This is a genomic window from Bradyrhizobium sp. HKCCYLS2038 (assembly GCF_051167655.1).
GTDB lineage: Bacteria > Pseudomonadota > Alphaproteobacteria > Rhizobiales > Xanthobacteraceae > Bradyrhizobium.
Window position 1 is genome coordinate 510,090 of record NZ_JBNPTM010000003.1, and the last position, 23,831, is coordinate 533,920.

General features: G+C 66.9%; 23 protein-coding genes. 10 read left to right on the plus strand and 13 right to left on the minus strand.

Annotated elements, in window-relative coordinates; translation table 11 throughout:
- Nucleotides 1-55: 55 nt before the first annotated feature.
- Nucleotides 56-1,045, plus strand: a complete 990-nt coding sequence (locus ACQR1I_RS16115; RefSeq protein ID WP_434866966.1) for a helix-turn-helix domain-containing protein — start codon at nucleotides 56-58, stop codon at nucleotides 1,043-1,045.
- On the opposite strand, the gene ACQR1I_RS16120 is transcribed toward ACQR1I_RS16115, so the two are convergent.
- Nucleotides 1,037-1,333, minus strand: coding sequence for a hypothetical protein (locus ACQR1I_RS16120; RefSeq protein ID WP_434866965.1), 297 nt, complete (start codon nucleotides 1,331-1,333; stop codon nucleotides 1,037-1,039). The two genes, ACQR1I_RS16115 and ACQR1I_RS16120, sit on opposite strands and share 9 nt — an antisense overlap.
- Nucleotides 1,334-1,586: 253 nt before the next feature.
- On the opposite strand from ACQR1I_RS16120, the gene ACQR1I_RS16125 reads away from it, so the two are divergent.
- The 6 genes from ACQR1I_RS16125 to ACQR1I_RS16150 all read left to right on the plus strand — a co-directional run bounded on the left by ACQR1I_RS16125 (nucleotide 1,587) and on the right by ACQR1I_RS16150 (nucleotide 7,304).
- The gene (locus tag ACQR1I_RS16125; protein ID WP_434866964.1) at nucleotides 1,587-2,312 is read left to right on the plus strand and encodes a sulfite exporter TauE/SafE family protein; all 726 of its coding nucleotides are present in this window, start codon (nucleotides 1,587-1,589) and stop codon (nucleotides 2,310-2,312) included.
- 19 nt (nucleotides 2,313-2,331) lie between these two features.
- Complete coding sequence (gene radA / locus ACQR1I_RS16130; RefSeq protein WP_434866963.1) at nucleotides 2,332-3,831, plus strand: DNA repair protein RadA; 1,500 nt, start codon at nucleotides 2,332-2,334, stop codon at nucleotides 3,829-3,831.
- Nucleotides 3,832-4,006: 175 nt separating this feature from the next.
- Nucleotides 4,007-4,633: a CvpA family protein gene (locus ACQR1I_RS16135; RefSeq protein WP_434866962.1), complete on the plus strand. Its 627-nt coding sequence runs from the start codon at nucleotides 4,007-4,009 to the stop codon at nucleotides 4,631-4,633.
- A 59-nt stretch (nucleotides 4,634-4,692) separates the two neighbouring features.
- Nucleotides 4,693-6,189: an amidophosphoribosyltransferase gene (gene purF / locus ACQR1I_RS16140; protein WP_434866961.1), complete on the plus strand. Its 1,497-nt coding sequence runs from the start codon at nucleotides 4,693-4,695 to the stop codon at nucleotides 6,187-6,189.
- Between the two features lie 10 nt (nucleotides 6,190-6,199).
- Nucleotides 6,200-6,355 (plus strand): hypothetical protein, encoded by a 156-nt coding sequence (locus ACQR1I_RS16145; protein WP_434867451.1) that lies wholly within the window; start codon nucleotides 6,200-6,202, stop codon nucleotides 6,353-6,355.
- Between the two features lie 205 nt (nucleotides 6,356-6,560).
- Nucleotides 6,561-7,304: an SDR family NAD(P)-dependent oxidoreductase gene (locus tag ACQR1I_RS16150; protein WP_434866960.1), complete on the plus strand. Its 744-nt coding sequence runs from the start codon at nucleotides 6,561-6,563 to the stop codon at nucleotides 7,302-7,304.
- Between the two features lie 4 nt (nucleotides 7,305-7,308).
- Here ACQR1I_RS16150 and ACQR1I_RS16155 read toward each other — a convergent pair whose 3' ends face one another.
- From ACQR1I_RS16155 to ACQR1I_RS16175, 5 genes are all read right to left on the minus strand, one after another.
- Entirely contained in the window at nucleotides 7,309-8,940 is a 1,632-nt protein-coding gene (locus ACQR1I_RS16155; protein ID WP_434866959.1) for a hypothetical protein, read from the minus strand.
- A gap of 200 nt (nucleotides 8,941-9,140) precedes the next feature.
- Nucleotides 9,141-9,533 carry a 4Fe-4S binding protein gene (locus tag ACQR1I_RS16160; RefSeq protein ID WP_434866958.1) on the minus strand — a complete coding sequence of 131 codons (393 nt, stop codon included), beginning with the start codon at nucleotides 9,531-9,533 and terminating at the stop codon, nucleotides 9,141-9,143.
- A gap of 300 nt (nucleotides 9,534-9,833) precedes the next feature.
- The gene (locus tag ACQR1I_RS16165; protein WP_434888744.1) at nucleotides 9,834-10,172 is read right to left on the minus strand and encodes a hypothetical protein; all 339 of its coding nucleotides are present in this window, start codon (nucleotides 10,170-10,172) and stop codon (nucleotides 9,834-9,836) included.
- Entirely contained in the window at nucleotides 10,169-11,407 is a 1,239-nt protein-coding gene (locus tag ACQR1I_RS16170; protein ID WP_434866956.1) for a patatin-like phospholipase family protein, read from the minus strand. The genes ACQR1I_RS16165 and ACQR1I_RS16170 overlap by 4 nt, the downstream gene beginning before the upstream one ends.
- Nucleotides 11,404-12,306, minus strand: coding sequence for a DUF3313 family protein (locus ACQR1I_RS16175; RefSeq protein ID WP_434866955.1), 903 nt, complete (start codon nucleotides 12,304-12,306; stop codon nucleotides 11,404-11,406). The genes ACQR1I_RS16170 and ACQR1I_RS16175 overlap by 4 nt, the downstream gene beginning before the upstream one ends.
- A 180-nt stretch (nucleotides 12,307-12,486) precedes the next feature.
- On the opposite strand from ACQR1I_RS16175, the gene ACQR1I_RS16180 reads away from it, so the two are divergent.
- The 3 genes from ACQR1I_RS16180 (at nucleotide 12,487) to ACQR1I_RS16190 (ending at nucleotide 15,725) form a co-directional block, all read left to right on the plus strand.
- Nucleotides 12,487-13,119: a TetR/AcrR family transcriptional regulator gene (locus tag ACQR1I_RS16180; RefSeq protein WP_434866954.1), complete on the plus strand. Its 633-nt coding sequence runs from the start codon at nucleotides 12,487-12,489 to the stop codon at nucleotides 13,117-13,119.
- Between the two features lie 98 nt (nucleotides 13,120-13,217).
- Entirely contained in the window at nucleotides 13,218-14,354 is a 1,137-nt protein-coding gene (locus ACQR1I_RS16185) for a hypothetical protein (RefSeq protein ID WP_434866953.1), read from the plus strand.
- A 144-nt stretch (nucleotides 14,355-14,498) separates the two neighbouring features.
- Nucleotides 14,499-15,725 (plus strand): ABC transporter substrate-binding protein, encoded by a 1,227-nt coding sequence (locus ACQR1I_RS16190; RefSeq protein WP_434866952.1) that lies wholly within the window; start codon nucleotides 14,499-14,501, stop codon nucleotides 15,723-15,725.
- Nucleotides 15,726-15,790: 65 nt separating this feature from the next.
- On the opposite strand, the gene ACQR1I_RS16195 is transcribed toward ACQR1I_RS16190, so the two are convergent.
- From ACQR1I_RS16195 to ACQR1I_RS16225, 7 genes are all read right to left on the minus strand, one after another.
- Nucleotides 15,791-17,059 carry a TCR/Tet family MFS transporter gene (locus ACQR1I_RS16195; protein ID WP_434867423.1) on the minus strand — a complete coding sequence of 423 codons (1,269 nt, stop codon included), beginning with the start codon at nucleotides 17,057-17,059 and terminating at the stop codon, nucleotides 15,791-15,793.
- A gap of 84 nt (nucleotides 17,060-17,143) precedes the next feature.
- On the minus strand, nucleotides 17,144-18,277 hold the full coding sequence (locus tag ACQR1I_RS16200) for a helix-turn-helix transcriptional regulator (protein ID WP_434866951.1): 1,134 nt from the start codon (nucleotides 18,275-18,277) through the stop codon (nucleotides 17,144-17,146).
- A gap of 241 nt (nucleotides 18,278-18,518) precedes the next feature.
- Entirely contained in the window at nucleotides 18,519-19,889 is a 1,371-nt protein-coding gene (gene der / locus ACQR1I_RS16205) for a ribosome biogenesis GTPase Der (RefSeq protein ID WP_434866950.1), read from the minus strand.
- A gap of 84 nt (nucleotides 19,890-19,973) precedes the next feature.
- Complete coding sequence (locus ACQR1I_RS16210; RefSeq protein ID WP_434866949.1) at nucleotides 19,974-20,507, minus strand: hypothetical protein; 534 nt, start codon at nucleotides 20,505-20,507, stop codon at nucleotides 19,974-19,976.
- A gap of 44 nt (nucleotides 20,508-20,551) precedes the next feature.
- On the minus strand, nucleotides 20,552-21,205 hold the full coding sequence (locus ACQR1I_RS16215; RefSeq protein ID WP_434866948.1) for a tetratricopeptide repeat protein: 654 nt from the start codon (nucleotides 21,203-21,205) through the stop codon (nucleotides 20,552-20,554).
- A gap of 179 nt (nucleotides 21,206-21,384) precedes the next feature.
- Nucleotides 21,385-22,980 carry a class I adenylate-forming enzyme family protein gene (locus ACQR1I_RS16220; RefSeq protein ID WP_434866947.1) on the minus strand — a complete coding sequence of 532 codons (1,596 nt, stop codon included), beginning with the start codon at nucleotides 22,978-22,980 and terminating at the stop codon, nucleotides 21,385-21,387.
- A gap of 111 nt (nucleotides 22,981-23,091) precedes the next feature.
- A complete protein-coding gene (locus ACQR1I_RS16225; protein WP_434866946.1) occupies nucleotides 23,092-23,679 on the minus strand; it encodes an NnrU family protein in 588 nt (195 codons plus the stop codon).
- Nucleotides 23,680-23,831: the final 152 nt, after the last annotated feature.

Sequence of the window (23,831 nt, forward strand, 5' to 3'; positions counted from 1 at the left end):
ACGGCGTCACCGGCGCTTGGCCGCAACTGAACCCAAATGGTCTCGGAGTGAACCGATGCCGGGCGCGGAGCCGGAACGTCAGCGGAGCTGGAATACGGCCATGGTGCGGCCGGAGGAGCAGTTCTCCTATTACCGCGAGGCGATCTGCCAGGCCTTCATGAACCTGACGCCTGAGCCGGCGCGCGGATTGGGCTTTGCGGCGGAGGTGCAGCACATCGGCCTCGGCCATGGCGCCATCAACCGCGTCAGCTTCCCCGAGCACATCGTGCGCCGCTCGCGCATGGACATCGCCGCCTCCGACCAGCGCTGCTTCTATTTGAATCTCAAGCTCGCCGGGCGCTGCACGATTTTGCAGGACGATGGCGAGGTCAGCCTGTCCGCGGGACAGGTCGGCATCTTCGACAGTGACCGCACTTTCGAACTACGGCACGATCGCGGGCCATCGCTCGGCGTCATCTCGTTTCGCGTCCCGGCCGATGCGCTGTTCGCGCGCCTGCCGACTGTTCCGGACATCGCGCCGACACGGCTGTCCGACGATCCCTGCCTCGGCGCGCTGATCGTCGAGACCGCGCGCTCGCTCAACGCCAATGCGCTGCGGCTCACGGCCGACGATGCCACGGCGCTGTTCGATGTGCTGCTCGATCTGGTCGCGCTGAGCGTCTCGCGCCGCGGCCGCCGCGAGGCGCATGCGACCGCGTCATTCGCCGATGCCACCACATTGGCGCTGCGCCGCGCCATTCACGAGCGGCTGCGCGAGCCGGGCCTGACGGTGGCTGCGATCGCCTCGGCCGTCGGGATCAGCGAGCGCTACGTGCACAAGCTCCTGGCGCGCGCCGGCACCAGCTTCTCCGAGCTCGTGATGGCGCGACGGCTCGATGGCGTCGCGCGGGACCTGCGCGATCCGGTGCGCGCCGGCCACGACATCGGTCGCATCGCGTTCGACTGGGGATTTTCTGATTTGTCGCATTTCACGCGCCGCTTCAAGCAGCGCTTCGGCACGCGCCCGCGCGACTGGCGCGCCCAGGCGAAAGACCTGTCAGGCTGACAGCCGCCGGGCATTGGCGGCGACGTGCTCGCGATAGCGGCCGACGACGGCGGCAGCCGACGCGCCGGCGCACAGGCTGGCGGCGGCCTCGAACGCGGCGGCGATCTTCTCGCCGACCATCAGCTGCGCCTCGTACGGGGAGTCCTGATCGCCGCGCGCGAACTTTTCCAGCCGCAGCCGGATCACCTCGCTGGCCTCGACCGCCAGCATCGCGCCGGCGAACCAGGGGAAATCGGCGGTGGCGGCCGCATGCGGCTGCACGTTCGGGGATGTCGGCCGTCTGCTCATCGTCGCCTCGCTGCGGAAACATCGGCAGGTGATGCGACGAATACGCTTCAACTTTTAAAGGTGCAGACGCACAATCATCGCGGATTCCGATTCTCATCGAACCACCTGTTAACCACCGACCGAGCTCTCTCCTCAGTCATTGCGAGGAGCGCAGCGACGAAGCAATCCAGGGTCCCACCCGGAGCCCTGGATTGCGTCGCTTCGCTCGCAATGACGTGGAGAGGTCTCGGCCGCTTCGCAGAGGACGACAACCTTGGGCTTTCTGTTCGTCCTCGCCGTCGGCCTCGTCGCCGGCACCTTGTCCGGCATCGTCGGCACGGGATCGTCGATCATGCTGATGCCGGTGCTGGCCTATGAGTATGGGCCGAAGGAGGCCGTGCCGATCATGGCGGTGGCGGCCGTCATGGCCAACCTGTCGCGCATCCTGGCATGGTGGCGCGAGGTCGACTGGCGCGCGTGTGCGGCGTATTCGGTGACCGGCATTCCGGCGGCGGCGCTCGGCGCCCGCACGCTCCTGATCCTGCCGTCGCAGGCCGTCGACCTCACGATCGGGCTGTTCCTGATGGCGATGGTGCCGGCGCGCCATTGGCTGGCGCGGCACGACCTCAAGGCCAATCTCTGGCACCTCGCGATCGGCGGTGCGATGATCGGATACCTGACTGGCATCGTGGTCTCGACCGGGCCGCTCAGCGTGCCGCTGTTCCTGTTCTACGGCCTGTCGAAGGGCGCCTTCCTCGCCACGGAGGCGGCGAGTTCGCTCGGGCTCTACGTCTCGAAGTCGATCACCTTCCAGCGCTTCGGCGCGCTGACGCCGGACATCCTGCTGAAGGGCCTGATCGCCGGCGGCTCGCTGATGGCCGGCGCCTTCGTCGCCAAGCGCTTCGTTCTGCACATGAAGCCGGACGTGTTCCGCGTGGTCATGGATGGCATCATGCTGGCCGCGGGCCTAAGTATGTTATGGAACGCCACCCACTCCTGACCGCATCGATTCTCCCGACATGGCCAAGACCACGCTCTCCTTCGTCTGCCAGAACTGCGGCGCGGCCTATTCGCGCTGGCAGGGCAAATGCGAGGCCTGCGGCGAGTGGAACACGCTGGCCGAGGAGGACACGACGGGCGCGACTTCGGCGCCGGTGTCGCTGCGCTCCAAGCGCAAGGGCCGCACGTTCCAGCTGGAATCGCTGACCGGCAAGAGCATCGACGCGCCCAGGCTATCCTCGGGCATGACCGAGCTCGACCGCGTCACCGGCGGCGGTTTTGTGCGCGGCTCCATTCTGCTGGTCGGCGGCGATCCCGGCATCGGCAAGTCGACCTTGCTGACCCAGGCCACCGCGATGATGGCACGCGCCGGCCATCGCGCCGTCTACATCTCCGGCGAAGAAGCCGTCGCCCAGGTCCGGCTGCGCGCCGAGCGGCTGGGCTTGGCGGATGCGCCGGTGCAGCTGGCGGCCGAGACCTCGGTCGAGGACATCATCTCGACGCTGTCCGAGGGCGCCGTGCCGCGGCTGATCGTGATCGACTCGATCCAGACGATGTGGACCGACACGGTCGAATCGGCGCCGGGCACGGTGACCCAGGTGCGCGCCTCGGCGCAGAAGCTGATTCGCTTCGCCAAGAAGTCCGGCGCGGCCATCATCCTGGTCGGCCACGTCACCAAGGACGGCCAGATCGCCGGCCCCCGCGTCGTCGAACACATGGTCGATGCGGTGCTGTCGTTCGAGGGCGAGGGATCGCAGCAGTTCCGCATCCTGCGCGCGGTCAAGAACCGGTTCGGCCCGACCGACGAGATCGGCGTGTTCGAGATGACCGGCCTCGGCCTGCGCGAGGTCACCAATCCCTCCGAGCTGTTTTTGTCCGAGCGCGATCTCGGCAGCCCGGGCACGGCCGTTTTTGCCGGCATCGAGGGCACGCGTCCGGTGCTGGTCGAAATGCAGGCGCTGGTGGCACCGACCTCGCTCGGCACGCCGCGCCGCGCCGTGGTCGGCTGGGATCCGAGCCGGCTGTCGATGGTGCTGGCGGTGCTGGAGGCGCATTGCGGCGTCAAGCTGTCGGGCCACGACGTCTATCTCAACGTCGCCGGTGGCCTTCGGATTCACGAACCCGCAGCCGATCTCGCCGCGGCGGCGGCGCTGGTCTCCTCGCTGGTGAATGCTCCGCTGCCGCCCGACGCGGTGTATTTCGGCGAAATCTCGCTGTCGGGCGCGGTGCGTCCTGTCGCTCAGACCTCGGCCCGCCTGAAAGAAGCCGCCAAGCTCGGCTTTCTGCGCGTGGTGCTGCCGGAGCGCGCGCGCGGCGAAGCCGGCGGCGACGCCGGCCTGAACCTCAATACCGTCGGCGGGCTGACCTCGCTGGTGGCCGATATCGCCGCGCGCGGCACGCCGCGCGCCCGGCAAAACAGTGTCCGCGACGAGGGGGATGCCGCCGAACAGGGCCGCCGCGGCCCGAGCCATGCCGAAAAAAATGCCACACCAGCGAGATTCCGCCGCCAGGACGGCTAGCCGGACCGTGACGTTCGCGTGACTCGCCGCTATACAACGCCGCAACCGGGTGCGCGCAGGACCATCTCACGCGCATCCGGACTTGACCGGGGAACCCTGCTCTCCTCCGATCTGGAGGATCGGTCCTCCGTCGATTCGCGAACCTTGGACCTGTCGAAGTGGACCTGAGCAGCCGATGCCGATAACGCTCCTCGATCTCATCCTGCTCGGTGTCATGCTGATCTCGGGGCTGCTCGCGATGGTCCGCGGCTTCATGCGCGAGGTCCTGTCGATCGCAGCCTGGGGCGCGGCCGCCCTGGTCACGCTTTATTCATTCTCCAAGCTGCTGCCGACCGCGAAGACCTATTTCAACAACGATACCGTCGCGAGCGTCGTCGTCGTTGCCGGTACTTTCGTGGGCACGCTGCTGATCGTCTCGGTGATCACGGTCAAGATCTCCGACATGATCCTCGATTCGCGCATCGGCGCGCTCGACCGCACCCTCGGTTTCCTGTTCGGCCTCGGCCGCGGCCTCCTGATCGTCGTGGTCGCGTTCCTGTTCTTCAGCTGGCTGGTGCCGGACAAGCAGCGCCCGGACTGGGTTACTGCCGCCAAGTCCCGGGTCGTCCTGCAGGGAACCGGGGATTGGATGATGTCGCTCTTGCCTGACGATCCCGAGAACACCATTTTAAAGAAATTCAAGAAGAACAAGCCGGACGACGACCAGACTGACACCGAGTCGCCCGCAGCGGGCGGCGATGGGTACAGCAAGCCTGCCCGCGACAGCTTGAAGAAGCTGATCGAGAAACCCGCGGCCAAGTGAGCCAAGCCCAGAAGAGAGGCGCGATGGACCAGCACCACGATTCTTCCGGCGGAGCCCACATGGATATCCACGCAGATCTGGACTTCGGACCTCAAGCCTACACGAGAGACCCTGACCTGGACGGAGACACGCTGCGCGAAGAGTGCGGCGTGTTTGGCATTTATGGGCACAATGATGCCGCTGCCATCACCGCGCTCGGCCTGCATGCGCTCCAGCATCGCGGCCAGGAAGCCGCCGGCATCGTCTCCTATGACGGCACCCGCTTCCACAGCGAACGCCGCCTCGGCCTGGTCGGCGACACCTTCTCCCGCCGCGAGGTGATCGAACGCCTGCCCGGCAGCGCCGCGGTCGGCCATGTGCGCTACGCGACGACGGGCGCCACGATCCTGCGCAACGTGCAGCCACTGTTCGCAGAGCTGAACGCCGGCGGCTTCGCGGTCGGCCACAACGGCAACCTCACCAACGGTCTCACCCTGCGCCGCGAGCTGGTGCGCGCCGGCGCCATCATGCAGTCGACCACCGACACCGAGGTGATCTTGCACCTCGTCGCGCATTCCCGCCGCACCAACTTCATCGACCGCTTCATCGAGGCGCTGCGCGCGCTCGAAGGCGCTTACTCGCTGGTCTGCCTGACCAACAAGAAGCTGATCGGCGCGCGCGATCCGCTCGGCATCCGCCCGCTGGTCTACGGCGAGCTCGACGGCTGCCCGATCCTGGCCTCCGAGACTTGCGCGCTCGACATGATCGGCGCGCGCTACATCCGCGACATCGAGCCGGGCGAGGTCGTGATCTTCGACGAAGCCGGCATGCACAGCCACAAGCCGTTCCCGCCGAAGCCGGCGCGCCCCTGCGTGTTCGAATACATCTACTTCGCGCGTCCCGACTCGATCGTTGGCGGCCGCTCGGTCTACGAGGTCCGCAAGGCGTTCGGCGCGCAGCTCGCGCGCGAGAGCCATGCCGAGGTCGACGTCGTCGTACCGGTGCCCGACTCCGGCGTGCCCGCAGCGATCGGCTACAGCCAGCATTCCGGCGTGCCGTTCGAGCTCGGCATCATCCGCAATCACTATGTCGGCCGCACCTTCATCCAGCCGACCCAGGCGATCCGCGAATCCGGCGTGCGCATGAAGCACTCGGCCAACCGCGCCGCCATCGAGGGCAAGCGCATCATCCTGATCGACGATTCGCTGGTGCGCGGCACCACCTCGCGCAAGATCGTGCGCATGATGCGCGACGCCGGCGCCACCGAGGTGCATTTCCGCCTGGCGTCGCCGCCGATCCTCTATCCCGACTATTACGGCATCGATCTGCCGGATCGCGGCGGGCTCTTGGCTGCCACGCATTCCCTCGAGGAAATGCGCGAGCTGATCGGCGCGGATTCGCTGGCGTTCCTGTCGATCGACGGCATGTACCGCGCGATGGGCGAGCCGGCCCGCGACCCCGCGGCGCCGAAATACGCCGACCATTGCTTCACCGGCACCTACCCGACCCACCTCACCGACCAGTCGCTGGTCGAGCCGACCCAGCAGCAGCTGTCGCTGCTGGCGGAAGCGAGCTGAGGCTCAAGCCGTGAGCATGCTCCAGCCGGTCCTTGCAGCGATCGGCGGTGCGCTTCTGCTCGCGTTCATCGCGTTCGCGTTCCGCCAGGGCCTGAAGGTCACGCCGGACGATCGGCCAGATCGGAGCGGCCAGACCAACTACGGCGGTGGTGGCGGCGATACGTGACTGGCTTGCGCGCCCATCTGGCCGTCGTCCCGGCCTGGCGCGCGATTGCGCGCCTGGCGCCGGGACCCATAGCCACCGAATCCTGTTTGACGGGCAGGACTAGCCACAACCGGCCAACTCCCTCATAACCGCCGCGGAGTATGGGTCCCGGCGCCAGGCGCGCAATCGCGCGCTAGGCCGGGACGACGGCCTAGAGATCATCCTGATGACCCTTCCCCTCACTAACCGCATCGCCCTCGTCACCGGCGCCTCGCGCGGCATCGGCCATGCGACCGCGCGGGCGCTCGCCCGTGCCGGTGCGCATGTCGTGGCCGTCGCCCGCACGCAAGGCGGCCTGGAGGAGCTCGACGACGAGATCCGCAAGGAGACCGGCAACGGCGCCACCTTGGTGCCGCTCAGCATGACCGACAGCGACGGCATTGCCCGGCTCGGCGCGGCGCTGCACGAGCGCCACGGCAAGCTCGACATCCTCGTGGGCAACGCCGCCGTGCCCGGCCCTTCCTCGCCGCTCGGCCATATCGATCTCAAGCCGTGGAACGACGCGGTCGCAGTCAACCTCACCGCCAACTTCCAACTGATCCGCTGCATGGAGCCGCTGCTGAAGGTCTCGGATGCCGGCCGCGCCGTGTTCGTCACCTCGGGCGCCGCCGCCAAGGCACCGGCCTATCTCGGTCCCTACGCTGCGACCAAGGCCGCGATGGAAACCCTGGCGCGCGTCTGGGCCCATGAAACCGAGCGCACTCCGCTCCGCGTCAATCTGTTCAGCCCCGGTCCGATCCGCACCCGCATGCGCGCCACGGTGTTTCCCGGCGAAGACCCGATGACGCTCGACACGCCCGAGCAGGTCGCCGAATTCATCGTGCCGATGTGCGCGCCCGCCTGGACCGAGACCGGCAAGCTCTACGACTACAAGACCCGCACGCTGAAGAGTTTTCAGCCGCCGGCGTGAGCGGCTATTTCGCGGCTTCCGCGATGGTCAGGCCGACAACGGCGAGTTCGTCGATCTGGCGCTCGGTCTCGGTCTGCCGGCCGGCGAGCTGGATGGCGACTGCAGGAGAGATCGGCGTCATCACCTCGACAAGATGGTCGATGGCGGCCGAATCCTTGACGTCGAAGCGATCGAGGAACTCAAGGATAGCCCGCGGATAGCTGTGGCCTTCCGTGCGCCATTTCAGCTTGGCGGCGAGGGTTGCCTGGTATCCGTCGAGCGCCACGGGACGCTCCGTTGCAAGCTTGATCGCCTCGTCCAGCGCGCGGCGGGCGTCCTGCTCATTGTCGACATCGAGCCAAGCTCTCGCGACCTCCAATAGAATTCGAACATCCGGCGCCGCGCGCGCCTGTCGCTGCAGTTCTTCGATCGCCGGACGCGCCACCGCTGCATTCCCCTGATCGATCGCCCGTCTCACCACGTCGTAGGTGACGTCACGCATCCTCGCGTCGTCGCTGATCTTGGCGACCACATCGAGCGCACCTTCGACATCGCCGCGGCTGGCGCGCATGAGCGCGAGGTTCTCAAGAATCGAGTTTCGTTCGACCTTGTCGCTCGGCGAGGCTCGGGGTGCGTCTTGTGCGACGAGCAACGCCTCGCGGTCGGACCTCACGGCACGGTCGGTACGGCCAAAGCGGAAATACGATGTTGCGGCAATGCCCAGGCACTCGGTCCGTTCGCGCGGGGCATCCATGGCATGAACTGCCCTCTCGACATCCTGATCCCGCCCAAGCTCGACCAACGCCGGGATCACAATTCTGAGTATGTTGAGCTGTTCTACCGGTCTTTGCCCATGGATCCACTCCGGCCACGACTCGATCATTTTTGCGGCCTGCTCCGGCAATCCGGCGGTCGACAGCAATCGGGCCAGCGGCACCGCATTCATCACACGATCGGAACTCGATTTGTCATACAGCCGGTCGCCGATCCGAGACACCGCTTGCGACAGCTCGGACTGCCCGCGCTTGGACGCATCATGGAGCATCAGCAGCCAGGCATACGCCTCGTTGGCGCGCTCGGTCTCCTGCCAAGCCGCCTCGCGCAAGCTCGCTGCCGCTGGGTACGCTTCGGCGAGATAGAGCAAGGCGCCCACGGACGACGCGCCGCCGCCCTTGAACAGCTGCGCCGCGCGATCGATCTGTCCGAGCATGGCCCTGAGCCGACCAACCTCGTGCAAAATCAACTTCCGGAGGTCCACTCTCTCGTCGGCGTCCAACGACGACAACGCCTGCTCGACCTCATCGACGAGTTGTATCGCGCGGGCCGGCGGCTCCTTCTCCGCCATGTGCGCCGCCACGGAGAGCAGACCACCGAGGCGCTCTAGCGCAGAGCTGCGTTGCCGCGCCAGCTCGATGGCGCGATCGAACCGGCCGGCCTCGGCGACCCTCTTGATGTCATACCACAGCGGCGGATCGGGAGTGTCGGCATGCACATAATCGAGCGCGACTTGGATGCTGCCCGGCGCCAGCTCCCGTTCGGCAAAGGCGACGTGCCGGCGAAAGTAGCTGTCGTCGGGCAGCGTCTTCGCCAGCTTGAAAATCGCTGACGCCAGACACTTCGGTGTCGGTGCTGCGCCACAGTCGACGGGCTCGCTCATGGCCGCGACCGACAGGCCCGAGCACAACGCCACGGCCGCAAGGCCGCACAACCAGCGGAGCATGCCGCTCGCCTCCTCTGCAACGTGCGGAATTCATACCGCAGCGGCATCATCCGGACAACGCGCGACCGAACGGAGGCTGCGCGTCCCGACAGGATTCGCTGATCGCACATGCGATCGGCGCAGCGAGATCGCGAGGTTCAGCGCCGTGTCGTCATGTTGCTGTCCGCTGCGACCTCGACGAGAGAGATGGCGCGCTCGGGACAGGCGACCACGCACAGGCCGCAGGCGAGGCAGCGGTCGCTGTTCGGCGTGGTGGCCGTCTTCATGCCGTGGAAGCGGACGCGCATCCTGCCGAGGAAGGACAGCGCGCGGAAATCGTCATCGCTGATCGGCGCGACGTCGAAGACGTCGTAGGGGCAGACCTCGATGCAGTCGCCCTTGGCCTCGCATCTGTTGCGGTCGACGACCGGCACGAAGCGGCCCGGCTCCGCCGAGCAGCCGACACCCGGCCGCTTCGGATGCTGCGCGGCCTTGCGGACCTTGGCGGCATTGGTGCGCTTGGAAAGTGTCGGCTGGGTCTGGTCGGTCACAAGGTCTGCTCCTGCTTCACGTGCGTCAGCGGATCATGGACATCCACCCATGTTGCCCGGCTACTCGCCACACCCAACAGGCGTCGTCCCGGCGAACGCCGGGACCCATACCGCGTGATGCTTGTTGGGACAGAAAGCCTGGGTTGCCATCGTGGACAAACATTGCCGCCGGTGGTTATGGGTCCCGGCGTGCGCCGGGACGACAGCTGAGGGTGCCGTCGACACCGGAACTCTCTCACGCACGCCGCCCCTCAAAACGCTCGTCACTGGAGCGCCGCAATCTCTCACCGGCATCATCAACTACTTTGGCGCAGGACTCGTAACCGCTGGCTTTGCCGCCGCTGGCTTTGCCGGCGTGCCCTTCAATGCCGCCGGCAGCTGGCGGTCGCGGGCGGCCTCGAGCTCCTTGCGCGCCTTTTCCTGCTGCTCCACCGAGAGCACCGGCCGCTGGTCGTCATGCGGCGGCACGTCGTTCACGGGCAGATAATTGTAGGTGTTGTGAAAGTCCGAGGCCGCTTCCGGCGCGGGCGTGCTGGACGTCGCGCAGCCGCCGAGCGACAGGATCATCAGCAGCGCCCCGCCGGTCAGCACCGCGCGCGCAGAGGCTCTCACGCCGCAACGGCGCTGCGCGCTCATCATCGCGCAGCCGCCATCGTGCGCGCAGGCAGTTGCGCGGTGATGCCATGTTCGTCGGACTGCAGGCCCGGCAGGCTCCTTACCCAGGGATAGCCGCGGCGGCCCATCTCGAAACCGCGATCGAACAGCGCGGTCATGTAGGTGCGATCGAACGGACCATCGGATTTCGCCTGGAAATCCGTCGGCACGCTGGCAAGGTTGAAGTCGATGCCGTTGAACTTCGCCACCGAGTAGATGCGGTAGATGTCGCCAATGCCCTGGTTCTTGATCAGCGTCGACAGCGAGCGCTGCGTCACCGAGAGCACATCGGCGCCGACGCTCTCGAACTGAGGATCGATGCGGGCATTGCGGATGACATAGAGATGCGCGCCGTTCACGCTACGCCGCGGACCGCGGCCGGAGACGAGGCGCAGCACCGAGGGGCCGATGAACACCTGCCGCGTCACGCCGCCGTCGACATGCAGCTCGTCGTAATCCTTGTCGCCGATCCGGACCTTGATGCGGACGGGCGCGAAGGCGCCGGGCACGGTGGCGGAGGCGAGCAGCACCTGGCGGAACAGGTCGATCGCCTCGGGCGTGTCGGCGGCGGCGATGCGGCCCATGTCCCACAACACCGGGCGCTGCGCGTCGAGATTGGTGGTGCCGACCAGCAGCACCCTGCCCTTCGCGCTCTCGCGCGCGACGTCGCGCAGGAATTCGCGATCGACATATTTCTCGATCAGCCGGGACAGCGGCGTGTTGTCGGCCAGCGCCGAGCCCTGCAGCAGGCCTGGAATGTTGACGGTGAAGATGTCCTTGCGCTCATAGGCGGTGAAGATCTCGCGCAGCTTGTCGTCGTGCGCGCGGCCGAGAAAGACGAACGGCGCGATCAGCGCGCCGGAGCTGACGCCCGTCACCATATCGAAGCTCGGCCGGCTGCCGGCCTCGCCCCAGCCGGCCAGCAGGCCGGCGCCGAACGCGCCGTTCTCGGCACCGCCTGATATTGCCAGGAAGTTCAGCGGACGCGAGGCGGCCACTTCTGCCGAGGCGCGCTGCATCGAGGCCTCCGCCATCCGCGGCGACGGCTCGTCGCCCCAATAGCGCACGTCACGAAAGCCGACCGGCTCGGCACGAATGGCCGCCATCTCGGGCGCCGCGTTGCGCGGCAGGATGGCGGCGCAGCCGGCCAGCTGCAGCGACGCCACCAGCGCGACGGCAAAACGCGAGACAATGGCGCGGAAAGTCATGACGGGCTTCATCGCGCGGGTTGCTGCTCCATGCTCGCGACTTCCGGCGAGGACGGCGGCGACGAGGTTTTGGCCTCGTCCGCGCCCTTGTCGGTCCAGCCCGGCGGCAGGCCGAGGCCCGCGCCGACGAATCCCTTCAGACCCGGGAAGCGACCAAACTGCTCACATGCGGCATATTTAGGGGCGCCACCGAGCTTGGCCGGCACGCTCGACACCGATGGCAAAGACGTGAACGAAGCGACGCCCGAAAACGGCGACTCGCCGGTCGACACCAGCTTGGCGAAATCAGCACCGAACTCGGACGCAAGGTCATAGGCGTCGCCATCCTTGGCCATGCGTGCCGTCGACGCCGAATTGGCGCCGCGCGCCCACACCATGGCGGCCTTCTGGAAGCCGGCGAAGTCGCGCGCCTCGGCCTCGACCGACAGAGTGCCGAGACCGACCGGGAGGCGCGGCACCGGCACCGGAACGGCCGGCAGCGCGACGCTCTTGGCGATGGAGGCAGCCTGCGAGGCGGCGGACGCGGTCGCGTTGGTCGGCGTTGCATGGGTGACGGTCGCCTTCACGATCAGATCGGCGTCCTCGTCCGGCGCGACCACACGAAAACGCTCGCTGAGCCGCAGGCACATTTCGCGGCTGATGGCGTTGGCCACCAGCTTCCGCTCGGTCTCGTCGAAGGCGACGTCGCCTCGCGGTGAAAACGCGGTCGGCTCGATCCGGACCGTCTTGGCCTCGAGCAGCTCCTTCTTGTTGGCCTTGATCTGGGCGCGCGTCACCAGACCGTTGGCGTCGGCCAGGCGATCGTAATTCTTCAGCGAGCCGGCGCGCTCCAGCGGCGCGGTCGCACAGCCGGCGGTCGCGGACGACAGCAACAGCAGCGCCGTCCATTGCAGCGGGGCGAGACGCGACATCTGCGGGAGACCCATTGATAGATAACTCACTCTAATTAAGTCCACACGCTTCAGGACTTGTCCATCCAAAATAGATCAAATTCTCTAGATTAGAGCGGCGAGAAATATTATTTTATATTACAACGAGTTGCCGGAGCTTGATGAAGTGCGGCGGAAAATGGACGGGCAGAGTTCGAGGCGATGAGGAAGGTCGATCCGGTCAGGCACGAGCAGAAGCGGCGGGAGATTCTCCAGGCCGCCTTGGCGTGCTTCGTCAGGGACGGGTTTCACGGCGCCAGCACCACCGACATCTGCGCCGAAGCCGGGATCAGCCCGGGCCACCTCTATCACTACTTCCCCAGCAAGGAGACGATGATCCAAGCGCTGGTGGAGCAGAATCTCAGCCATGCCGCCTCGCGGCTGCAGGTGATCCTGGCGGCGCCCGATGTCATCGAGGCGCTGGTGCAGGAGTTCGAGAGCACCAGCATCCATCAGCCGCAGGCGCAGGTGCTCACCGCCGAGGCGCTGGCCGAGGCCTGCCGCAATCCGGACTTCGCGGCCATCGTCCACGCCCATGCGCGCGCGATGCGGGCGTTGCTCGTCGACTTCATCGTCAAGGCGCAGCGCCGTGGCGAGGTCGATACGGGGCTCGATCCCGAGGCGACTGCCAATATCCTGTTCGCTGTCGTGGACGGCGCTCGGGCGCTGCCGATCCGCAATCCGGCCGTCGATATCCAGCAGAGCTCGCAGCATCTGCGGCTCATGCTGAGACGCTTCCTCAAGCCGGCGGCGGCGCCCGCGGTCAAGTCAATTGCCGCGCAGACGGTCGATTGAGATGGCGCGTCGCCACCTGAGATTGACACCCTGCCCTGCCCGCGATTGACTGCGCTCAACTAAGCGGATGACCGCAAGCAATCGATCGGGAGGATGCCATGACGCGAGCACGACGCGGAGGCGCGAGCGGTGTTGTCCGAACGTTGCTGCTGGCCATCGTCGCGACCGCCGGTGCCCTGCTCCCGCAGGCCGCCAGCGCCGGAGAAATCCCAACCTTCGCCGTCGAGCCGTCCTGGCCGAAACAACTGCCCAACAACTGGATCCTCGGCCAGGTCGGCGGCATCACTGTCGACAGCCAAGGCCATGTCTGGGTCATCCATCGCCCGCGCTCGTTGACCGACGACGAGAAGGGCGCGGCGCTGAATCCGCCACGCTCGAAATGCTGCATCCCGGCGCCGCCGGTGCTGGAGTTCGATGCCGACGGCAATCTGCTGCGCGCCTGGGGCGGCCCCGGACCGGGCTACGAATGGGTCGGCCGTGAGCACGGCATCGAGATCGACGAGCGCGGCTTCGTGTGGATCGGCGGCAATGCCGACAACGACAATGCGATCCTGAAATTCACCCTCGACGGCAAGTTCGTGGCGCAGGTCGGATCGATCGCACCGAGCAAGGGCTCGAACGACACCACACAGCTCGGCAAGCCTGCGGAGACCGCGATCGACAAGGAGGCCAACGAGATCTACGTCGCCGACGGCTATGGCAACCGGCGTGTGATCGTGTTCGACGCCACTACGCTGGCCTACAAGCGCCACTGGGGCGCCTATGGCCATGTCCCCGACGATGGAAAGCAGCCGCCCTATGATCCCAAGGCGCCAGTCTCGCAGCAGTTCGGCAATCCGGTGCACTGCGTGAAGATCGCCGAGGACGGCCTCGTCTATGTCTGCGACCGCATCAACGACCGTATCCAGGTGTTCAAGAAGGACGGCACGTTCGTGACCGAGTGGTTCTACGAGAAGGCCACGCTCGGCAACGGCGCGGTCTGGGACATCGCAATCTGGCCCGATCCCAAGCAGAGCTACCTGCTGTCCGCGGACGGCGAGAACAACGAGATCCGGATCATCAAGCGGGCGGACGGCAGCGTGGTCGGAAGCTTCGGCCACAATGGCCGCAATGCCGGCCAATTTCATTGGGTGCACGCGATGGCGGTCGACAAGCAGGGTAACGTCTATACCGCCGAGGTCGACACCGGTAAGCGCATTCAGAAATTCAGGCTGACCTCGGACGCGCTGCGTTAACGCTAAGCTATCAGCACAAAGCTTGTGCGAGCCTCCCCCCTTTTGGCGCATTGCCGCAACTGACGAGACCGGCTATCCAAGGGGACGATCGGCAAAAGGCACCCAAGAAAGCCCTGCCGAAACACGACACCAGGGAGGACTTTGATGACGACGTCTCATGCGCGGCGAATGGCCGCGCTGCTTGCCGCCACCACGCTCAGCTTTGCCGGCTCCGCCTTCGCCGACGACAAGGTCGTCAAGATCGGCGTGCTCAATGACATGTCGAGCCTGTATGCCGACATCGGCGGCCCGAACTCGGTGGCTGCGATCAACATGGCGGTCGAAGATTCCGGCATGAAGGCCAAGGGCTGGACCATCGAGGTCATCAGCGGCGACCACCAGAACAAGCCCGACATCGGCGTCAACATCGGCCGGCAGTGGATCGACACCCAGAAGGTCGACGTGATCATGGATACGCCGAACTCCGGCGTGGCCCTGGCCGTCTCTAACCTGGTCAAGGAGAAGAACTCGATCCTGATCAACTCCGGCGGCGCCAGCGCCGATCTCACCGGCAAGGCCTGCAACGCCAACACCATCTCCTACACCTATGACACCTACATGCTGGCGAACGGCACCGGCAAGGCGCTGACCAAGGCCGGCGGCGACAGCTGGTTCTTCCTCACCGCCGACTACGCGTTCGGTCACGCGCTCGAGCGCGACACCTCCGCGGTCGTGACCGCCAATGGCGGCAAGGTGCTCGGCGCGGTCAAGCACCCGCTCAACACCGCCGACTTCTCCTCCTTCCTGCTGCAGGCGCAGTCGTCCAAGGCCAAGGTCATCGGCCTTGCCAACGCCGGCGGCGACACCACCAATGCGATCAAGCAGGCCTCCGAGTTCGGCATCGTCCAGGGTGGCCAGAAGCTCGCTGCGTTGCTGCTGTTCGTCAACGACGTGCACGCGCTCGGATTGAAGGTCGCGCAGGGCCTGACCTTCACGGAATCGTTCTACTGGGACCTCAACGAGCAGACCCGTGCCTGGTCCAACCGCTTCATCAAGCTGTCGCCAAAGGGCACGATGCCGTCGATGACGGTGGCCGGCATCTACGCCGGAACGCTGCATTACCTGAAGGCGTTGGACGCGATGGGCGGCAATCCGCATGACGGCGCCAAGGTCGTTGCCAAGATGAAGGAGATCCCGACCGACGATCCGCTGTTCGGCAAGGGCCCGCTGCGCGCCGACGGCCGCCGCCTGATCCCGGCCTATCTGTTCGAGGTCAAGAAGCCGGAAGAGTCGAAATATCCGTGGGACTACTACAAGCTGATCGCGACCATCCCGGCCGAGGATGCCGCCAAGCCGCTCGAAGCCAGCGAGTGCCCGCTGGTGAAGAAGTAACAGCGTAGACCTCATACGAGGCGGCGCGCCGCGCCGTCTCGACCCTAAGCCAGACCCTCATCCGTTCAAGATGAGGGTTTTTCTTTGCCTGCACGCAGCGTCCGCACCGCGATCCCCAGCGCTCCGATCAGCAGCACCGACGCCAGCAGGAACGGCGCGCCGGGCAGATGCAGCGGCGCGGCGGCGCCGATGAAATAGGCGAATGTCAGCGTGAACAGGAAGGGCCCTGCGAGCTGGGCCATGCTCTGCACGCTCGATGTCGCGCCTTGCAGCTGGCCCTGGCGGTCGGGCGGCACCAGCCGCGTCATCAGCGCCTGGATCGCCGCGCCAGAGACGCCCCATAGCGCCATCGCGGGAATGCCGAGCCAGCTCAGCTGTCCCGTGGGCGCGAGGCCGAAGATCAGGAAGCCCAGGGTTCCCGAACCAAGCCCGAGCATCAGCGCGCCGCGCTCGCCGAGCGAGCGCACGATCAATCCCACCGCCCCGCCCTGCACCACCATCGCGCAGACGCCGACGATCGCCAGAGTGAGGCCGACCGTGCGCGTGTCCCAGCCGTAGCGATAGGTCGCGTACAGCACGAAGGTCGACGGCAGCACCACATGGGCGAGCTGGGTGATGAAGTTGACGATCGACAATCCGAACAGCGTCTGGTCCGAGTGCAGCAATTGCAGCGCGCCGAGCGGATTCGCCGTTCGCCATCGGAACGGGTTGCGCCGCTCCGACGGCAGCGACTCCGGCAGCACGAGGAGTCCATACAGCGCATTGGCGAAGCTGAGCCCGGCCGCCGCCCAGAACGGCAGCCGCGGGTCGATGTCGCCGAGCAGCCCGCCGGTGGCAGGCCCGAGCACGAACCCGGCGCCGAACGCCGCCCCGATGCGGCCGAACACCGCCGCGCGGCGATCCGGCGGCGTCAGGTCGGAGATGTAGGCGAACGCGGTGGAGACACTCGCCGAGGTGACGCCCGAGATCAGACGCCCGACGAACAGCCAGGCCAGCGACGGCGCCAGCGCCATCAGCACATAGTCGGCGGCGAGGCCGAAGTTCGACATCAGGATCACCGGGCGGCGGCCGAACCGGTCCGACAGGCTGCCGAGCACCGGCGCGAACACGAACTGCATCAGCGCCCAGGCGGTGCCGAACACGCCGAAGATGCGCGCGGCCTGCGCGGTGTCGTTGGCAACGAAGCTCTCGATCAGCTTCGGCAGGATCGGCATGATCAGCCCGAGCGCGAGCATGTCGAGCAGGATGGTGACGAAGATGAAGGCGACGGCGCCGCGGCGTGGCGCCTGCGGCGCCGGCACGGGCTCGGAACTCGTCAGCTCGGTGTCGACCATCATCTGCCATCGCGTTACCGCCGTCCGGCGGACGCGGGGGGCCGACTTATACACGCAGAGCCCGGACCGGCAATCCGGCGGCCCTCAGCCGGATGCGGGGATGGCAAAGCCCGCCGCGAGCCTGACGAGATCGGCCTGGCGTTCGGCTCCCGTCTTGAGAAAGACGCGGCGCAGATGGGTCTTAATGGTGGTCTCGGCAACGCCGAGCACGCCGGCGACATCAGGCACGCCGCCGACCTCGACGATGCCGAGCAGGACGCGCAGCTCGGTCGGCGTCAGCCGATAGGCGCTGGCAATCAGCTCGGGCGTTTGCAACGGATCGAGCCCGGCACGGCGAATGAAGATCGCGGCGCTCGCCTGATAGAACTGTCCGACGGCGCGGCGGTCACGCGAGGTCAGCGGCAGCACATGAGCGACGTGATGCGCGCCATCCTGCGCCGTCATCAGCATCGCAGTGCCGCCGGCACCCAGCGCCGCATCACCGGCATTGCTGCGGGCGATGACGTCCTGCAGAGCCTGATCGGTGCGTCCGTTTCGCGCAGCGAGGCGGCCCTCACGCGTGTACAGCGGGTCGCCGGCATCGAGCAGCTGGCGTGCGGCGGCATTGGCGTGCACCAGCCGGCCGAGCCTGTCGACCAAGCCGATCCCGCAATTCATCCGCTCCAGCGCCGCGGCAAAGGCGGAAGCTTCCGACGATCTGAGATCGATCAGCCGGCTGATCAGGACGGCGCGGCGGATATGCGGCGCGATCCGCTGCATGCGCATGCGCGCGGCAGTATCCGCCAGGCCGTCGGCCTCATAGCGGAACACGCCGAACAGCGCCGCGGTGGTTGCGGATTTGTCGATGACGGTCGAGATGAAATCAACCATGTCCTGCGGCGCCGCCCATTCCCTGTAGAAGCGCGTGTTGCGCAACTCGTTCTGGGGCATCAGGTCGGAAACTGCGATCGGCTGTCCGATGTCGGCGAAGTACTGCCCGGCGGTGGCCGGATCGAGCTTCACGTATTTGTCGAAATACAGCTGGCAATACTGCGGATCGATGCCGGACTGACAGAGGACGTCGCCGCCTTCGACGATCGGGCTCTTGGAGAACACCGCCGCCACCTGGCCGCCGACGAAATGTCCGGCGCGGCCGACGACCTCCGGCCATCGCGACGGATCGAGCGTCGCATCGTAGATGTGTCCGATCAGATCGGTGATGTCGTCGGCCTGCGCCATCGCAACTCTCCACGCCCGGCGGAGGCCGCGCGCCGACCGGCTCGCCGCCCCACGATCCCATGCATAGGACCGCTGGAGCCGGCGAGCTTGGGCGGACGCGACGAAACGCGAGGCCAAAGCGAAATCCCGTCTCGACCCGTGGCGAGACGCCGACCGCTTAGCGCGACGACTTGAGAGAGCGATGTGCGCGCGGTCACGCTGGCGCGCGCAGCAGGCCCGCGTGACGCGTTTCAGGGGAGGATCAGTTCGGCCGCTTGCGCTTGTGCGCGAACGGGTTGGCCTTCTCGCGCAGAGTGATGCGCACCGGCGTGCCCGGCAGCTCGAAGGTCTCGCGCATCGAGTTGGTGAGATAGCGCAAGTAGGATTGCGGGATCGCATCCGCGCGCGAGCAGAACAGCACGAAGCTCGGCGGCCGCGCCTTGGTCTGCGTGATGTAGTTCAGCTTGAGGCGGCGGCCGGAGACGGCCGGCGGCGGATTGTTGGCGATCGCCCCTTCGAACCAGCGGTTCAGCGCCGCCGTCGGCACGCGCCGGTTCCAGACCGCATAGGCCTGGACGATCGCCTGCATCAGGCGGTCGATGCCCTCGCCCATCAGGCCGGACACTGCGACGATCGGCGCGCCCGCAACCTGCGGCAGCCAATGGTCGGCATCCCTGCGCAGCGCCGAGATCTGGCCCGGTTGAGCTTCCATCAGGTCCCATTTGTTGACGGCGAGGATCAGCGCGCGGCCTTCGCGCTCGATCAAATCGGCGATGCGCAGGTCCTGCTCCTCGAAGCGGTGCTGCGCATCCATCATCAGCACGACGACTTCGGCGAAGCGCACGGCGCGCAGCGCGTCCGCCACCGACAGCTTCTCCAGCTTCTCCTCGATCCGCGAGCGGCGGCGCAGGCCGGCGGTGTCGAAGATGCGGAAGCCGCGGCCCTTGTATTCGATCTCGACCGCGATCGAATCGCGCGTCGTGCCGGCCTCCGGGCTGGTCAGCAGCCGCTCCTCGCCGAGCAGGTGGTTGATGAGCGTCGACTTGCCGGCATTGGGGCGGCCGACGATGGCGACGCGGATCGGGCGTGCGGCGCGCTCCTCGTCGGTCTCCTCGCGCTCGTCCTCCTCCTCCTCGGTGGGCGGCACGAGCTTGCTGACGGCATCGTAGAGCTCGCCCATGCCTTCGCCATGCTCGGCCGAGATCTGGATGGGATCGCCGAGCCCGAGCGCATAGGATTCCATCGCGCCGAGCTCGCCATGCTTGCCCTCGCTCTTGTTGGCGAGCAGCAGCACCGGCTTGTCGGCGCGGCGGGCGAAATCGGCAAAGGCGCGGTCGGACGGCGTCAGTCCGGTGCGGGCGTCGATGACGAAGAACAGCGCGTCGGCGAGCGCGATCGCGGTCTCCGTCTGCTCCTGCATGCGCGCCGTAAGCGAGCCCTTGGGGCCCTCGTCGAGACCGGCGGTGTCGATGATCGTAAAGTGGAGATCGCCGAGCTTGGCCTCGCCCTCGCGGCGATCCCGGGTGACGCCGGGCATGTCGTCGACGAGCGCCAGCTTCTGTCCGACCAGGCGGTTGAACAGGGTCGATTTGCCGACATTGGGCCGGCCGATGATGGCGATGGTGAAAGGCATGATGATCCGTGCGCGTGTGCGCGCAGCTTTAGCGCATTCGGCCACAAAACCGAAACGGGGGTGCGGCCGATCCGCCGCGCGTCCTTAACGGTTGAACGAGCCGCTCGGCACCGGCGCCGGGAAGGTGCCGCCGGACTGGCGCATCGGCTGCTGCGCCGGCGCGGCGTCATCCGCTGGCGGTGCGGTGGTGCGGCGGCGCACGATCTTCTTGGGCTTCGGCGCGGGCGGCACAGCGGACGCGCCCTCCTCGACTGCCGCGGCTTCGCCGTCCTGGGGCTCGGCGGGCGCCGCACTCGGTGCGGCGGCCTGCTGCCGGCCCTTGGCGCCCTTCTTGCCCTTGGGCTCCTCCATCGCAGCAGGTGGCGGTGCCGCGGCCTGGGCGCCAGGATCGGCCATCTGCTGCTGCTGCGCGCCCTTGTAGAGGTCCTTCGGCACGCCTTGCTCGAGGCCAGGCACACCCTCGGGGAACACCGGCCGGCGGTCGCCCGGCAGCTTCTTCTTGGTGTCGAGGAAGTCCAGCAGGTCCGATGGATCGAAGCCGCCACCACCCGCGCATCCGCCGAGCACGCCGGTGAGGGCGACGAGCACGGTCAAGGCAATGAGACGTTGGGAGCGCATGGTCGTCGTTCCGATCGGTTCAGGTTTCGCCGAGAGCTGACGAATCAGCTCTTGGCCACCGCAGGCAGCAGCGCCTGCATCGCTTCGGCGCGCGAGCGCAGGCCCGGCGGCGTCTCACCATCCAGCGCAATCATGTCGAGCCATTGGCGGGCCGCGGCGGCATCATTGGCCTTCCAGGCAGACAGCGCCAGCAATTCGCGAGCGGCGTGGCGGAACGGTGCATCGGCCACGGTTTCGCCCTCGAGGCGCTTCTTGAGGTCGGCGTAAGGCGCCGTATCGACCAGCAATCCGGCGACGCGCAGCCGCGCCAGCGACTGCTGCTCGGAGCCGATGCTGCGATCCGCGGCCAGCTCGTCGAACAGCTTCACGCCCGCCGCCTTGTCGCGCGCCGCAGCTTCCGCGGCCTGGTGGAACCGCGCCAGCAGCCGGTATCCGGACGGCGCAGTGGCCGCGACCTCGGCGAACGCCTTCTCGGCCTCGGCAGGCTTGTTCTGCTCGGACAGCTCCAGGGCCTTGTTGAAGGCCGAGCCTGCCTCGGCGGCCTTCTTGCCCTCGACATACTGGTAGCCCCGCCAGCCGCCGACGCCGGCAATGATCAGCACCGCAGCCGCAATGATAAAGATCGAATACCGGTCCCACAGCTTCTTGAGCTGTTCCCGACGGACCTCCTCGTCTACTTCATCATAAAATTCAGACACTTAATGACATCCCATGAGATCCGCCGCGAGCTGCAGGACGGATGGTATTGAAGTGCCGCGCGAACAGGCACCTGCCCGCTTGCGGGCGCGGATACCGCGCCGTTATGGCGGAGGCAAGGCGCGCCCTCGCCAATCAAGGCGTTGCTCCCAGCTTCCGCCACCGTGCCGAAAGGCGGCTATCACGCCGTCAAGGCCTCGCGCAACTGCCGTTTCATCACCTTGCCGTTCGCATTGCGCGGCAAAGGGTCCGAGGTCACGACCAGGGTCTCTGGGACCTTATAGTCCGACAGCCGCTCGGCGCACCAGCTGCGCAGGGTCTCGCTGCTGGCGGGCGAACGGGTCACGACCACGGCGTGCACCCGCTCCCCCAGCACCGGACAGGGACGAGCGATGATCGCACTTTCGACCACCGCCGGATGGCTCGCCAGCACCGATTCGACCTCGGCCGAATAGATCTTGAGGCCGCCGCGGTTGATCATGTCCTTCTGCCGGTCGAACACCCGGACGAAATTGTCGGCGTCGATCGAGCCGAGGTCGCCGGAATGCCAGTAGCCGGCCGTAAAGCTTTCGGCTGTCGCGTCAGGCCTGTTCCAATAGCCCTTGATGACCTGGCCGCCGCCGATCCAGATCTCGCCGATTTCGCCACGCGGCAGCTCGCGGCCTTGCGCGTCCATCACCAGGATGCTGGCGCCCGGACAGGGCAGCCCGACGCTGTCGATATGACGAGCGGTCAGCACCGGCGGCATCAGCGTCGACGGCGAGGTGGTCTCGGTCGAGCCATAGGCATTGACCAGCCGCAGCCCCGGGATCTTGGCCGCGAGCTTCTCGATGGTCGCGACCGGCATCGGCGCGCCGCCGAAACCGCCGATGCGCCAGGATGCCAGATCGTGGCCGTCGAAGTCGGGCTGCAGCAGGCAGAGATTGTACATCGCCGGCACCATCACGGTGTAGGTCACCCGCTCGCGTGCGGCGAGCTTCAGGTACTCGGCGGCCTTGAACTCCGGCATGATGATCAAGGTGCCCGCGCAGCGCGCCATGCTGGTGACGTTGGCGACCACGCCGGTGACGTGGCCGAGCGGCACCGCGGCGATCGAGCGATCGGCCGGTGTCAGCCCGAGGCAGGCCTCGTAGATCATCGAGGAGTGCACGATGTTGCAATGGGAGAGCATCGCCCCCTTTGGCCGCCCGGTCGTGCCGGAGGTGTAGAGGATCATGGCGATGTCCTCTTCGGCGACGTCTTCGGCAGCCGCGAGCGGCGCGCGGTCGGCAAGACGCGCGAGCTCGCATCGACCGCGATCGTCATCGACGGCGATCCGATGCGCCAGCTCGGGAACGTCGGCAGCGTCCGGCAGTCGTTCGGCGAGCGCCGCCTCGTGCAGCAGCAGCTTGGCGCCGCAATCGTTCAGCACATAGGCGATCTCCGGCTTCTGCTGACGCGTCGAGAGAAGGACCGTGATCAGGCCGAGTTGCGCCGCTGCAAACAGAGTCAGGACGAATTCGATGCGGTTGCCGAGCAGGACCGCGACGCGATCGCCGCGTTGCAGCCCCTTGTCGCACAGCAGTGCGGCAATCTTTCCGGACTGAGGAATCACGTCTCGCCAGGTCAGCCGCCGATCGCCGCACACCAGCGCCTCACCGCCGCCTTTGCGCGCGGCCGCCTCCTCGACCATGGCCCAGATGCTGGCCGGACGGTCCGTGAACAGCGGCACCACGCGGTCGCCGAAACGCTGCTCGCAGCGCATCGGCGCGATGGCGGCATGTTGCGACCACTCCATCCGATCGCCCTCCCCGATTGTTGTTCTTGCTGGCCGGCCATGCCGGCAAGTGGTGCCGCTCATCACGAGCGGCATCGAAAGTGTCCTGCAGATTCTACAGTCAGACCAGCGCTAATTGCCGATGACGGGAATGCCCAGCACGACGGGATGGAACGCGAAGGCCAGCGCCAGATAGACGACGATGCCGACCACGACGGCGATGACGTCGTTGCCGACGCCGCCGACCGGAATCGGCGGGCCCCCGGCATCGGCGCGGCGCTTGAGCGAGATGCGATCGAACACCGCCCATGCCAGGATCGAGCCGAACAGGATGATGCCGCCGAGATCGCCATTGGCGAGCAGATGGCCGAACGCCCACAGCTTCACGCCGGCCAGCATCGGATGCTTCAGCGCCGTATAGATGCGACCACGGAGATAGGCCGCGACGATCATGATGACGGCCGGCAGCATCAAGGCGAGGTTGATGTGCTTGAGCGCCTTCGGCGGCGTCCAGACCTGGATCCAGCCGCCGCCGTTGCGGTACTGGGCAAAGCCCCAGACGATCAGCGCCAAGCCCGCGAGCGCGACGACCGTGTAAGCGAGCTTGTAGGTGCCCTCGCCCATCCGCGCGATCACCTGCGCCCTGGCCTCGCGCCGCGTCGTGAACACATGGGCGCCGAGAAACAGCACCAGCCCCACCACCATCACCAGAAGTCCCACGGCATCCCCCTCTCGTGCCCGCAAAGTCGTGGGACCTGGGTATCATTTTCGGGGGCGGCCCCGCAACGTGACCGGCATTTCGAGGTGAGGTGCCAGGCGCCTCAGCCGTCATTCCGGGGCGGCTCGCAGAGCCGAACCCGGAATGACGGTGG